4 protein-coding genes are annotated in these 13,001 nt (G+C 62.8%); 3 read left to right on the top strand and 1 reads right to left on the bottom strand.

Translation table 11 applies throughout. The annotated features are described in order from the left end of the window. The first annotated feature begins 306 nt into the window (after positions 1-306). Together LCW13_RS10755 and LCW13_RS10760 are read left to right on the top strand one after the other, a co-directional pair. Positions 307-2,058 carry an LTA synthase family protein gene (locus tag LCW13_RS10755; protein WP_225346862.1) on the top strand — a complete coding sequence of 584 codons (1,752 nt, stop codon included), beginning with the start codon at positions 307-309 and terminating at the stop codon, positions 2,056-2,058. Then, positions 2,055-10,244, top strand: coding sequence for a type I polyketide synthase (locus LCW13_RS10760; protein WP_225346863.1), 8,190 nt, complete (start codon positions 2,055-2,057; stop codon positions 10,242-10,244). The genes LCW13_RS10755 and LCW13_RS10760 overlap by 4 nt, the downstream gene beginning before the upstream one ends. A 99-nt stretch (positions 10,245-10,343) precedes the next feature. On the opposite strand, the gene LCW13_RS10765 is transcribed toward LCW13_RS10760, so the two are convergent. Then, entirely contained in the window at positions 10,344-10,739 is a 396-nt protein-coding gene (locus tag LCW13_RS10765; RefSeq protein WP_225346864.1) for a helix-turn-helix domain-containing protein, read from the bottom strand. A gap of 574 nt (positions 10,740-11,313) precedes the next feature. On the opposite strand from LCW13_RS10765, the gene LCW13_RS10770 reads away from it, so the two are divergent. Continuing rightward, positions 11,314-12,732: an IS1380 family transposase gene (locus LCW13_RS10770; RefSeq protein WP_088743481.1), complete on the top strand. Its 1,419-nt coding sequence runs from the start codon at positions 11,314-11,316 to the stop codon at positions 12,730-12,732. Positions 12,733-13,001: the final 269 nt, after the last annotated feature.

Genomic DNA, 13,001 nt, shown 5'->3' on the forward strand with positions numbered 1-13,001 from the left:
GCCATGCGCAGTAGGCGATTGCTCAGCGTTTTTCCATTGTCATGACAATGAGTTAGCGTAATACCCCATCACCTGCCACTGGAGTACATCGTGCAGGATTGATAAGGAAGACAGTGGCGGGAACGCCATATCGACAGTTGAACACGCAGGAACGATCAGGATCTGGACACCAGAGCGCCTGAAAATACTGCGGCGAGGGGCCGACTTGTCACACCCCTGGCCGCCATGGATCTTGATCAGGGTCGAGTACTCGACCGGACACTACACAGCCCCTGCGACGGCAGAGGCTAACGAGGTCGGCATTACATGGAGTTTGTCATTGCGTTTGTGTCTTTCATGGCCGGGCCACTGCTGGTCGGCCTCGGGTTGACGCTGGGGCTTGAGCATCTGCTGCTGAAACAGATGACGACACCGCCAGCCGCATTCTGGCGTCGCCCCGTCAGCGCCAGGCTGGCACATGTCGGGTACTGGTGCGCCAGCTGGTCACTGTGCACCTTGATCACCCAGCGCCCCTGGTTCTCGCTGATCGTCGTCAATGCGCTGTGGCTGGTGGTGCTGCAGGTCAGCCACACCAAGTACGTGTCGCTGCGCGAACCCTTCCTCAGCCAGGACTTCGAGTACTTCACCGACGCCATCAAGCACCCGCGCCTGTACATCCCCTTCTTCGGCATCGGGCTGACCATCGCCGCGACCACGGCCGGGGCACTGGCGATCGGTCTGGGACTCTGGCTCGAGCCCGCGCTGGGCTTCTCCGCCGCCTACTCAGGCAACGCCGCTGTGTGGCTGGTGCCATTGATCAGCCTACTGATCGGCGCGAGCGTCTTGACCTACGCCTTGGGCAACCGTCTGGCCAGCAAGGTAATGCTGGTCCCCGAGTTCGACCTGAGCGAGCTGGGCATGGTGGCCTACCTGCTGGCCTATGCGCGGCTGGCGCGTCGCCCGCTGACGCCGCTGCGCAACCCCTTGGAGGAGTCACAGCGCGAGCTCGACGCCACCTTGCGCGAACTCGATGATGAAGATGCGACCAAGGCACTGCCCCATGTGGTCAGCGTGCAGAGCGAATCCTTCTTCGATGCCCGCCGCGTCTACCCCCGGGTACGTGACGATTTGCTGCCGAACCTGGACCGCTGCCACTTCACCGCCCTGGCCCAGGGGCTGCCGTGTGGTCGCCTGGCCGTGCCGGCCTGGGGCGCCAATACCGTGCGCACCGAAACCGCCTTCCTGACGGGCCTGACCGCCGAAGAGCTCGGCGTGCACCAGTTCAACCCCTACCATCAGCTGGCGCGTCGCGCCGTGCCCAATCTGGCCGCCAGCTACAAGGCAATGGGCTATCGCACGCTGTGCATCCATCCCTATCCCGGTACCTTCTATCTGCGCAACCAGGTGCTGAAACAGCTCGGTTTCGATGAATTCCTCGACATCGCCCACTTCAGCGATGCCGACAAGAGTGGCCAGTACATCAGCGATGCCGCCGTGGCCGCCAAGGTCGAAGACTGCCTGCTGGAAGCCGGCGACACGCCGTTGTTCATCCAGGTGATCACCATGGAGAATCACGGCCCGCTGCATCTGGAAACCTTCGACAGCGCACGTCTGGCGGAGTGGTATGACGGAGACCTGCCGGAGAACTGTCAGGAACTGGGCATCTATCTGCGTCATCTGGTGAATGCCGACGCGATGATCGATCAGCTCACCACCGCGCTGGCGCGACTGCCACGCGGCGGGCTGCTGTGTTTCTATGGAGACCATGTGCCGATCATGCCCGAGGTCTATACGACCCTGGGTGAGCCCAATGGCGTGACCGACAGTTTCATCTGGTCCAGCGCCCTGCCGGAGTCCGACGACACCGCCCGCCAGACCATGGCGGCCGTGCGCGACAAGGACCCGGAGTTGATGGAGTGGGCCCTCGACTGCGAAGGGCCTTTCAAGACTGACGAGCAATGCCGCAAGGGCGACCCGCGCGTCATCAATATCGATACATTAGGAAGTGCGCTGCTGAAGGCGACCGCGAAACATGCTCGCCACAGTGCCGTGACTCAGAAGTTCAGGAGCTTGTCATGACCCGACGCGTTGCCATCATCGGCGCAGCCAGCCGTTTCCCCGGCACCACTCAGGCCACCCTGTGGGACGACCTCCTGGCCGGCAAGGACATGGTGACCGAAGTCGCCGACGACCGCTGGAGCAAGGAATCTCTCTCGCACCCGGACAAGAAAGCGCCGGGCATGAGCTATAGCTTCGCCGCAGGTTCACTGGGCGACATCACGGGCTTTGACCCCGCCTTCTTCGGCATCAGCCCGCGCGAAGCCGCCAGCATGGACCCTCAGCAACGCATGCTGCTGGAGATGAGCTGGGAAGCCATCGAGCACGCCGGCATCCCGGCCGAGAAGATGCGCGGCTCACGCTGTGGTGTCTTCATGGGCATCGCGAGCCTGGATTATTCCTATCGCATGGCGGATGACCTCAGCGCCATCGGCCCGAATACCGCGACCGGCAATACCTCCAGCGTGGCCTCCAACCGCCTGTCGTATGCCTTCGACCTGCATGGCCCGAGCCTGTCACTGGATACCGCCTGCTCTTCTTCAATGGTCGCCTTCCATCAGGCCTGCCAGTCGATCAGAAGCGGCGAGACCGACATGGCGCTGACCGGCGGCATCAGTCTGCACCTGCATCCCTACGGCTTCCTGATCTTCTCCAAGGCCACGATGCTGTCGAAGACCGGCCGCTGTCAGGTATTCGATGAGGCTGGCGACGGCTATGCGCGCTCCGAGGGCGGCGGCGTCTTCCTGCTCAAGGATCTCGATCAGGCCATCGCCGATGGCGATCGCATTCTCGCCGTGGTGGCCTCTTCCGTGGTCAATACCGATGGCTACAAGTCCGGGCTGACCGTGCCCAACCCGTCGGCGCAGATCCAGTTGATGGAACAGGCCTGCGAGCAGGCCGGCATCAGGCCGGACGAGATCGACTATCTCGAGGCCCACGGCACCGGCACCGCGGTCGGTGACCCGCTGGAAACCCGCGCCATCGGCGCCGCCATCGGCCAGAAGCGCTCCAGCCCGCTGCCGATCGGCTCGATCAAGAGCAACATGGGTCACCTGGAAACCGCCTCTGGCGTGGCCGGTCTGGCCAAGGCACTGGGCGTGATCACGCACCGTGAAGTGCCGGCGACGATCAAGATCCAGCGTCTGAATCCGAAGATTCGTACCGACGAGTGGAATCTGGATATCGTCACCCAGCCGCGCAAGCTCAAGGCGGAAGGTCGCCTGGTCGTCGGCGTCAACTCCTTCGGCTTCGGTGGCGCCAATGCCCACGTGCTGTTGGAAAGCGCTCCCGAACAATCGGTAGCGCAACCGAACACTGGAGATGAACAGACGCCGCCGCTGCGCCTGAGCGCCCGTTCCCCACAGGCGCTCAAGCAATCCGCACTGGAACTGGCAGGGCACCTGCGTGAGCTCGCCGCCCACGACATGGCGCCCAGCCTCTACGATCTCGCCTGGCAGCTGGCTGCCCGCCGCGAGCACCATGTGCATGGCGCCCTGCTCAACGCAGATAACTTCACCACCCTGCTTGAGGACCTCGACACCCTCGGCAGCGAAGGGGATCTCGGCGACCATCCGCGCATCACTCTGGCGGACCGTCTGCCGGCATTACCGAGCGTCAGCGACAATGGTGCTTCACCGCGTGCCACGACGAATGCCCCGGCTCCCGCACAGGAGCGCGGCCCGGTGTTCGTGTATTCCGGCAATGGCTGCCAGTGGACCGGCATGGGTCGTGCCCTGATGGAAGAATCCCCCAGCGTGCGCGCCTGCCTGGAGCGCCTCGATGCCGCCTTCCGTGACTTCAATGGCTTCGAGTTGCTCAAGGAGCTGGACGGCAGCCTGAGCGAGAAAGGCGAAAATCGTCTGGACGCCACCGAGATCGCCCAGCCGACTCTGTTCGCGCTGCAGGTCGCGGTCACCGAGTGGCTGATCGAGCGTGGTATCCGTCCTGCTGCCGTCACCGGTCACAGTGTCGGCGAAGTCGCTGCCGCCTGGGCGAGTGGCGCGCTGACGCTTGGGCAGGCCACCCGCGTCATCTTCCAGCGCAGCTACCACCAGGGGCGCACCCGTGGCACCGGCGCAATGATGGCCGTCGGCCTGGGCGAGTGCGAGATGCGCGAATGGCTGGAGCAGCCACAATGGGCCTCGCTGTCACTGGCCGGCATCAATGGCCCGCGCGGCACCACCTTGGCCGGCGAGCGTGAGCTGCTGGAAGCGTTGAGCAAGGAGCTCTCCGCCCAGGGCACCTTCGCAAGAGTGCTGGGGCTGGATTACGCCTTCCACAGCCCGGCGATGGACCCGATCAAGCCCGGCCTGCTCGAATCCCTCGACGGCCTGACGCCCCGCGCCACCCATACCCCGTTCATCTCCACCGTCACCGGCAGCGTCATTGCCGGCGAGCAGCTGGATGCACGCTACTGGTGGGAGAACATCCGTCAGCCGGTCATGTTCGAGGCCGCCGTCACCTCACTGGTCAACTGGCACTCCGAGACGGAAGAGAACGCTGCCCTCGGCCGCCATCGCCTGCTGGTCGAGATCGGCGCGCACCCGATCCTGCGCAGCTACCTGAACGATATCCTCAAGGCGCGCAGTGAAGAAGCGCCCGCCGGCCAGGTACTCGCCAGTCTCGACCGTCGCCATGCCGGGCTAGATGCCTTGGAGCATCTGCACGGTCGCGTGCTGCTCTCCGGCGCCGTCGACATCACCGGCCTGTTCCCGGTCGCCGGTCAGTTCGTCGAGCTGCCAAGCTACCCGTGGCAACGCATCCCATGCTGGATCCAGACCACCAGCGAAAGCCAGCGTCTGCTGGATCGTCATTACGTACATCCGCTGCTCGGCTATCGTCTCGCCCAGCAACGCCTGACCTGGGAAGCCCAGCTCGACACCCAGAAGGTCGCTTGGCTGGCCGATCACCAGGTCGGCGATAGTGCCGTCTTCCCGGGGGCCGGCTATCTGGAGCAATGCTTGGCCGCCGCCCACGAATGGCAGGCCGCCAGCGCCGATGCTGACAACCTGCCCGACGTGCTGGATCTGGAAGACTTCGAGATTCGCGCCCCGCTGCTGCTCGATGACAGCACGCTGCGTCTGACCCGCCTGTCGCTGGACAGCGCCAATGGCGCCATGCGTCTGGAGAGTCGTGAGACACGCGCGGAAGATGCCGACAAGTGGAACCTGCACGCCGTGGCGCGCGCCTTCACCGCCACCCGTGGACGCCTGCTGGAGCGAGTCGCCCCGGTCATGCCGACTCGCGCCGCCGATCTCGGGCGCGATGAGCACGTGGCCGCTGCCGCGCAACTCGGCCTGCATTACGGCCCGCATTTCCGCGCCGCCGAGCAGATCTGGGTCGACGCGGGCGCCGACCATCACGCACCGGGCACTGCGCGTCCGCAGGTGCTGGCCCGTTTCTCGTTGACCGAGGAAATGGCCAGCCAGGACACCGACTTCCACCTGCACCCGGGCGTGCTCGACAGCGCCTTCCAGCTGTTCATTCCGCTGCTGGGCGTGCTCAAGGGTCAAATGGCGGCCAGCAATGGCATGGCCTTCGTGCCGGTGCGTGTCGGTCGCCTGCAGGTGCGTGAGCAGGTACGCGCCTCGCAGACCGTCACCGCGCGTGTCGTGCTGCGCTCGCGTGGCCCGCACTCTCTGTGTGCTGACTTCGAGCTGTTCGATGCCGAAGGCCGCGCCGTGGCAGTTGCCGAAGAGGCCCGCTTCCGCGCCGTGCGCCTGGGACGTGATGGCACGGCGCATCTGGATTATCTGGATATCGAACTGACTGCCGCACCGCACCCGCTCACCCAGCCGTCCACGCCGATGTTGGACCTCGCAGGACTGGTGCATGACGCCATGCAGGCGTCAGAGGCTGCCGATGGCAGTGAGGATGGTGAGGCGAATGTTGGTGAGAACATTGCTGAGAGCGACGCGGCCGCCAGCGCACAGACGCTGCTGGCTGACAGCCAATGCTTCCGCGATGAGCTGGAGCCGCTGCTCGACAGCCTGATGCTCGCCAGCGTCCACGAGACCCTGCTGCGTCACGCCGCGCCGGGTGACCCGGAGCTGGCCCACCTGGATCACGAGGCGCTGTCGCGCTGGCAGCGCCGCTGTCCGCTGTTCAGCCGTGCCCTGCTCGACTGGGCCGAGTCACAAGGCCTCACGGAAGCACTCGATAGCGGCGACTGGCAGATCAACTCGCTGGATCTGCCCGCCGCCAATGACATCTGGCAGCTGCTGGTACGTGACTATCCGGGCCAGTTCCCGCTGACGCATGCCGCCGGTCGCCTGCACCTGCACCTGGATGAATGGCTCAACCGCGGCATGCCGTTGGACGGCGCTCAGTTAGAATGGACTCAGTTGGAGGGTGCCGCTGATGAAGCGGTAGCAGACCGCGAGGCGCTGCTCTCGACGGATGCCAGTGCCGCACTGGAACATCTGCGCCAGCCGCTGATCCCGACGCTGCTCAAGACGGCGGTCGGCAATGCTGGCTGGCAGTGGTTGAGCACACAGCTCGATCAACGCATCAGCAGCGCGCTTGCCGCCCTACCGGCCGGCCAGCGCCTCGCCGTGCTGGAATTGGGGGCCGGCGGCCCCTGGCTGGGCCAGCGTCTCGCGACACTGCGCGAGGCGGATGCACGCAACGGGCGCTTCGCAGCGCTGGATTACCGCTTCGTGGCCGCAAGTAACGGTGCCCTCAGTGAAGCCAATCGCCTGCAGGATGACTTGCCGCTGATCGACGTGATCACGGGCGAGGCCTTCCAGGACACTGCCACGACCCGCAAGGCTCAGCTCGCCATCGTGCATCTGGACTTCGAGGCACCGTCACAGGCGCGTGAGCTGCTGACAGCGCTCATCGCCCGTCTGGCACCCGGTGCGCAGCTGCTACTGTGCGGCTGTGAACCGGCGGCCTGGGCCGGGCCGATTCTGGCCCTCGATGATGGTGAGCAGCTGCGCAGTCATCCGGGCATCGCTCAATGGCAGCGTCTCCTGACCCAGCTGGGCCTCGACATCGAATCGGCAGCGCCTGCCAGCGATAATCAGGGTACTGAAACATCAGGCGCTTGGTGGCTGTCCGCGACGCTTGCCGCTCAGGCGCCGCTTGCGGAAGTTGCTGAGGGCCAGACCCCAGCAAGTGGATCAGTGGAAAGCGAAGTAGTGGCAAGCCAAGCCGCCACGCCCTCGATCGCGTTGCTGGATAGCCCGCAGGCACCGGCAGATCAAGCACTGCTGACGCGCTTGAGCGACTCGCTGACCGCACGTGGACATCAGGTCAACCATCAGCGCCTGTCAGACAATCTGCCCGCCGATGTATCGGCATTGTTCGAGCAGTTGGACGGCGTTGATCACCTGATCGCACTGCCTAGCGCTGCGGCGACATATGAACAGAACGGTACGGATCACACCAACACCTTCCAGTGCGCACGCCAACAGCTGCTGACACAGGTCGCTCAGGCCTTTGACAGCGCACAGGAGCAGGACGACAGCCACCTCGCCCCGACCCTGTGGGTGCTGACACATGACGTGGCGACGCTGTGGCAGACAGATGGCGCCCCCGCAGCGGCTCCACCGGCGGATGCGGCCAGCTGGGGCTTTGCGCGCAGTCTGGCCAACGAGAGCCAGTCGCTGGCCATTCGCCTGCTGGATACGCCGACGCTTGGGCACGACACCGTCAACACACCGGCCTTGATGGACGCGCTGGTGCAGGAATTCGAAGCGCCGGACCACGAACAGGAAGTGGTGCTGGATGCCAATGGCGCACGCTTCGCGACACGTCTGCGTCAGGTAGCGGCGCCTCAGCAGACCGCTGGTGGCGAAAGCTCCCTCTCGCAGACCTCAGGTGCTCAGACATCAGCCTCTACAGCTCCAGGCACTCAACGCTACGGCGTCAGCCTCGGCTTCAGCCAGCCCGGTCAATTGCGCAATCTGGAGTGGCAGCCACGGATTCTGCCCGCCGTGGCAGCCGGTGAAGTCGAAGTGCGGGTCGAGGCGACCGGTCTCAACTTCCGCGATGTCATGTATACCCTCGGCCTGCTGTCGGATGAAGCCATCGAACACGGCTTCTCCGGCCCAAGCCTGGGACTCGAGTTCTCTGGCATCGTCACTCAGGCCGGCGCCAATGCCGAATTCAAGGTCGGCGAGCGCGTGGTCGGCTTCGGCCCAGCCAGCTTCTCCGACCGTCTAGTGATTGCAGATACGGCGCTGGCCCATGTGCCCCACGGCGTCAGCCTGGAAGCCGCGGCGACCATCCCGACCACCTTCTTCACTGTCTACTACGCGCTCAAGCATCTGGCGCGGTTGGAAGAAGGCGAGAAGGTGCTGATTCACGGCGCCGCCGGCGGCGTGGGCATCGCGGCATTGCAGATCGCTGAGTGGCTGGGCGCCGAGGTATTCGCGACCGTCGGCTCACCGGCCAAGCGTGACTTCCTCGCGCTGATGGGCATCAGCAACATCTATGATTCGCGCAGCCACGGCTTCGCCGAGGATATCCTCGCGGACCTCGCCGCGCGCCAGCAGCGCGATCCATCCGTCGATGCGCGTGGTGTCGATGTGGTGCTCAACTCGCTGGCCGGTGAAGCCATCGCCCAGAACCTGCGCGTGCTCAAGCCGTTCGGACGTTTCTGTGAGCTGGGCAAGCGCGACTTCTACGAAAACACCCCGATGGGGCTGCGCCCGTTCCGCAATAACCTCAGCTACTTCGGCATCGATTCCGATCAGCTGATGAAGGAATGCCCGGGCCTGACCACGCGCCTGTTCCGCGAGATGATGGCACTGTTCGAGGACGGCACCCTGGCACCGCTGCCCTACACCACCTTCGATTCCAGTCAGGTGGTCGAGGCCTTCCGCTACATGCAACAGGCCCGCCAGATCGGCAAGGTCGTCGTCACTCAGCGCGTCGCCGAACACGCCGCGGAGCAAGCAAGTACGGGGGCAAGTGCAATGCCCCATCAGCGCGACGCGCTAGCGGCCAATCAAAAGACACTGACGATCGACCCGGCGGGCAGCTATCTGGTCACCGGCGGTCTGGGCGGCTTTGGCCTGCGCAGCGCCGAATGGCTGGCCGCGATGGGCGCGCGTGAACTGGTACTGCTCGGGCGCTCCGGCGCGGCCAGTGAAGAAGCACAGCAAGGCGTCGCGCGTCTCGAGGCCCGGGGCGTGAACGTGCATGCGCTGGCCTGTGATGTCGCCGATGACGTCGCGTTATCAAAGGTGTTCGCACGCTTCGGCAAGTCTGCTGACGCCGATGGCATCGCACCGCTCAAGGGCATCATCCATGCCGCCGCGGTGATCGATGATGCGCTGATTCGCCATCTCGATGCTGAGCGCATTCAGCGCGTGATGACGCCGAAACTGGAAGGTGCACGCCTGCTGGATCGCCTGAGTGCCGAGCACGCGCTGGACTTCTTCGTACTCTACTCCTCGGCCACCACTCTGTTCGGCAACCCGGGACAGAGCGTCTACGTGGCGGCCAACCACTGGCTGGAAGGGCTCGCCGCCAACCGTCGTGCACGTGGCCTGCCTGCCACCTGCGCGCGCTGGGGCGCGATCGAGGATGCCGGCTTCCTGGCACGCAACGAGAAGACCCGCGAAGCGCTCAAAAATCGCCTCGGCGGTGATGCGCTGATGGCAGATCACGCGCTGACCTGTCTCGGCGAGATGATCAGCGCGGATCAGAACGCCCAGGCATTCGGCCTGCCAGGACGCTCATTGGGCGTGCTGGAACTGGACTGGGGTGCGCTTGCGCGCTTCCTGCCGACCGCCGCCACGCCCCGCTTCGAGGAAATCTCCCGCCGCGCCGGTGAGGATGACAAAAGCCAGGCGCAGCAGGATGATATCGCCGCGGCACTGGCGGACCTGTCCGGTGAAGCGCTGCAGACCGCCATCGTCGAGATTCTCAAGGGCGAGCTGAGCAAGATTCTGTTGATCGACGCCAGCGCCATCGACGTCAACAAGAGCGTCTACGACATGGGCTTCGACTCGCTGATGGGGGTCGAGCTGATGACGGCGGTCGAGGCGCGCTTGGGGATCAGCATTCCGGTGATGATGATCAGTGAAGCCGCCACTCTGTGGCGCCTCGCGGAGCGCCTGATGCACAAGATGGGCAGTACCGACGGCGAGGAAGCCGAAAGCAGCGCCGAAGATCAGGCCATGGCACAGCTGGTGAAGCAGCATGGCGGAGAGACGGCCACGCTGACAGAGCGGGGGGAAATGGTCAGCAAGTAGTTAAACGCCAACTACACGGCAAGGCACCGGATTCCTGGCGCCTTGCCGTTTTTTCATAGTGGGATCGACAAGGTCACATCCTTGAATACCAACTTGCCTCTAGAGGTGGGAGGAAAGCTTGCCTGACCTCTGGAAGCGTCGCAAGGTCGTCAGACTTATCTTCTTCCCATGGTTTGCTTCAAAGTAGAATTGTACTTTGACCAGATCATGATCATGTTCGTGAAATAACGCTGCTATTTGCCCCATATCCTTATCCGAAAATCTTGGAGGACGCCCAGGCCTCCGTTTGTCTCTCAGAAGCCCTAGCCTCTCAACCCTCCACTTTTCCTTCCACTTAATGATCGATTCCCGGCTAACGCCTAGCCTGATTGCCACGGTCTTATCATCATTCCCCTCGTCTATCATTAGCAATGCAGCAGCTCGTAATGCCTCCCTTCGCCCTTTCTTCTGTTGGGCAAACTCACGCAATATCACCCGCTCATTCGTGTCTAGCATGGCCGCTTCCTGTTGGTGTACCGACATCTCCTTCTGCAGGATCAAACCTAAATCCAACATCAATATGTACGCCCCAATATTTTAGCCTCCGCCAATCATGCTTGGTATAGCCTCACCTTAAATAATCTTTCTACTACTAAAGCTTATTTTTTATTGACCATATAATCAAAAAATCAACATAGTCGTTTATTCGTCGTTGAACACCTTCCCAAGAAAATAATGGCACCAAGTATTAGAGCTAATTATTTGGTCTAATACAAAAAACATGAGTTAAGAAATGTCAACACCGCCTCACAAAAACCAAAACACACCTAAACATACAACAAAGAAACAAAAATCCTTTCAAAAACACGATATGTAACTTTAAGATACTACTCGTATACAATTAGAGCATAAATACTCAAAATTTAAGAACTCCTATAAACTATTAGTAAACGATGGTGACTATCTATCTCTGAAAAATGTACAAGCAACAAGCATCAATCAAGAAAAGTCCTGTAGTACTGACCCCGGCTTATTCATGAGGCCGACCTGAAAACGAAGATGGCGAGTGGTTTTCTCTTGTAGAATCAGGATGTTCCTGCCAGAACACGATTCAAGAGGACCACTCGCCATGGGTGAAACCCTAACGACCTGGACGCCCTCATGCAACGGCTCTGTCCGTGTCGAGCTGAGCGGCCACCGCACCACCAGCGACAGCGGCGCATTGTTGCTGCGCGAAGCCCTCGACAGCAGTGGCGTGATCGAGGCGCTCGAAGATAACCTGGTCGATCCGCGCCATCCGCTGCGTATTCGCCACTCGCTGGCCAGCCAGATACGCACCTTGGTGCTGCAGCGGGCGATGGGGTGGATCGATCTCAGCGATACCGACACGCTGCGCCGTGATCCGCTCTGGCAGCTGGCCTGCAGTGATGCGCGCGGCATGACGCCACTGGTCCAGGATAGGCCGTCCCAAGCCACGCTGTCGCGGCTGCTGACCTGCCTTGGACACAACGACAACATCGATGCCGTGCATGAAGGTCTGCTGCGGCTGGTGGCCTGGCGCCTGACCTCGCTGAAGAACGGCGAGCGTCCCAAGCAGCTGACGCTAGACATCGACGGCCTGCCGATTGAGGTCCATGGGCACCAGGGCGGTTCCGCTTATCATGGCCTTTACGGTACGCGGATCTATTCGCCGCTGGTCGCCTCGTTGGCCGAAACTGGCGACATGGTCGGCGGCCTGCTGCGCGAGGGCAACGCCGGCCCCGCCGAGAACGCTGATACGTGGATCCCGCACCTGGTGAAGCGGCTTAACGAGAGCACCGGCGCCCAGGTTCGGGTGCGTATCGACGCTGGCTTCACCGACAACGACACGCTGGAGGCGCTGGAGAAGCGCAGCATCGAGTACCTGGGCCGGCTGCGCAGCCACAAGGGCTTGCAGGCGCTGGCAGCGCCCTACCTGAAGCGGCCACGCGGCCGGCCACCTGAGCAGCCTCGGGAGTGGTGCCACGACCTTGAATACCAGGCCGGTACCTGGCCAACGCCACGACGCGTGGTGCTGGTGGTTCAGGAACGCCCCGATGACCTGCTGCTGCATGCCTTCTTCCTGGTCACCAACCTCGGCAAGTTCGACTGGCCGCCCGAGAAGATCCTGGCACTCTATCGCAAGCGCGGCAGCGCCGAAGCGCACATGGGCGAGGTGAAGTCGGCGCTCGACGTGCATCTCTCGTCGACCGATCGCGGTGCCTCCACCGTCCAGGACGTGATGGCCCGCAATGAGGTGAGCCTGTTGCTGAGTCTCTACGCCTATCAGGTTCTGCATGGCCTTCGCTGCTTGCTGGGGCGCCAGACCCGGCAGGGTTGGAGCCTGAGCCGGATGCGTGAACAGGTGCTCAAGGTGGCGGCGACGCTCTCGCTGCACGCTCGGCGCATCACCGTTCACCTCGGCGATGCGGCTGATAAATGGTGGCCTGCCTTGCTGAAGGGGCTGCCGAAGCTGACCGCGCTCAGCTGACGTTCGGCGCAACCACCATAGCTTCAAGAATCGAGCGATCGCAGCGACGGTCGACGATGACGGCTGCTTTAACGGCGTGATTAATTCCTGAACGTTATATAGATACGACAGAAGAGCAGCATTTGGGCATGATTCAGCGGGCCGTTACGGCGTAGATAGCGCCCCTGGTGCGAGAACCCAACGGCCAGCCACTTCAAGCCGCCCGATCAGGGCACTCGTGAATAAGGCGGGCTGACTTAGATCAATATTTATGATTCGCCTACAAGAGG

It is taken from the genome of Cobetia amphilecti, assembly GCF_020217465.1.
GTDB classification, from domain to species: Bacteria; Pseudomonadota; Gammaproteobacteria; order Pseudomonadales; family Halomonadaceae; genus Cobetia; species Cobetia amphilecti.